Here is a 1326-nt window from a genome sequence, read left to right as displayed (position 1 = left end):
CTCGTCCTTGTGGTAGTACGACTCGTCGGGCAGCCCGATCCCGGACTGCGTGGCGTGCACCAGGTAGCGGCTGGAGGTCGAACTCGACGGCAGCGCTTTTCACTTCTTCCGGTATGGGGAAGGAAGTTCGATCTCAGCGGCCCCAGGACTCGATGAGGGCGGCGTTCTGATCCAGGATCTGGTGGTACTGGCCCTGCACGCCGAACTGCTCGGCGAGACCGCCGGCGACGCTCTTGGCCTGGTCGATCATGGCCTGGCGCTCGGTGGGCGCGGCGACGACCGGCTCGGGCACGGCCGGGACCTCGGGGGCCTCGGGCTCGGAGACGCCCGCGCGCAGGAAGCGGCCGCAGTGCGGCCACGCGCCGACGCCCTGGCTGGCGAGCACGTTCTCCGCGACGCGGATCTGCTCGTCCTTGCTGGCCTGGTGGGCCATGCCGGTGCCGCCGTTGGCGGCCCAGGTGCCGGGGGAGAACTGCAGGCCGCCGTAGTAGCCGTTGCCGGTGTTGATGCCCCAGTTGCCGCCGCTCTCACACTGGGCCACACCGTCCCAGTCGTGGGCGGGTGCAGCGGAGGCGGTGGCGGAGAAGCCGAACGGGACGGCAACAAGTGCGCCGGTCACGGCCGCGAGGCCGAGGACGCGGGAGTTGATCTTCCGGTTCTGTTTCATGGTGGTTTCCCTCCCTGCGCCTGCCAACCCGGCGAGCGGATCCGCCGTGTCCCTGTCCCCAGGGGGTCGTGGCACCTAACCGCGGGACAGGGTTTCCGACGTGCAGCGGTTCGGTTCGGAGCCCGTCACAGGTTTGATCAGGGCCGAGACAGACGATAACGAGTAAATCTCGGCAGATCACGTCTTGATAACTCCAGAATTGCATGAAGCGAATAACCCGAAAAACGGGGTTCATGCAGGCTGGCTATGCTGCATTTTGATATTCCAACCGGTCTGTTATACGGCTGTGATGTGATATGGATCACGAGGTATTTGTGGGGCCGGTCACGTTTTCCCTGCCCTCCGGCTGGGGATCAGCGCGCGCACGCGCGCCGGGGTGTGGTTTGTCACTCGATCCACGCCCCCGGCAACCGCCCGGCCGCACCGGAATCCGTCCCCGCGCACCCCGCGTGATCATCTCTTCGCAACCCGGAAACCGCGTGTGACCAGACGATTTGCCCCATCTACGCAGCCGTGTGTAATGTGGTGTTCACCGACGCGGGGTGGAGCAGCTCGGTAGCTCGCTGGGCTCATAACCCAGAGGTCGCAGGTTCAAATCCTGTCCCCGCTACTAACGAAGTGGCCCGGAACCAAAAAATTTATTGGCACAATAAGTTATT

1 protein-coding gene and 1 tRNA gene are annotated in these 1326 nt (G+C 64.7%); one reads left to right on the top strand and one right to left on the bottom strand.

Annotation, left to right across the window (positions count from 1 at the left end):
• Positions 1-133: 133 nt before the first annotated feature.
• A complete protein-coding gene (locus tag ABZ319_RS40420; protein WP_354991882.1) occupies positions 134-667 on the bottom strand; it encodes a transglycosylase family protein in 534 nt (177 codons plus the stop codon).
• Positions 668-1203: 536 nt separating this feature from the next.
• Between ABZ319_RS40420 and ABZ319_RS40415 the strand changes: the two genes are divergently transcribed.
• A tRNA-Met gene (locus ABZ319_RS40415) sits at positions 1204-1277 on the top strand.
• Positions 1278-1326: the final 49 nt, after the last annotated feature.

Source organism: Nocardia sp. NPDC005978 (genome assembly GCF_040614455.1).
In the GTDB taxonomy this organism is placed as follows: domain Bacteria; phylum Actinomycetota; class Actinomycetes; order Mycobacteriales; family Mycobacteriaceae; genus Nocardia.
Note: the sequence above shows the minus strand (reverse complement) of the source record. Positions and strands in the feature narration are given on the sequence as shown.

Bases quoted from the DNA above. Each gene is read 5' to 3' on its own strand.
- ABZ319_RS40420 (WP_354991882.1), bottom strand. From the start codon at position 667: ATGAAACAGAACCGGAAGATCAACTCCCGCGTCCTCGGCCTCGCGGCC.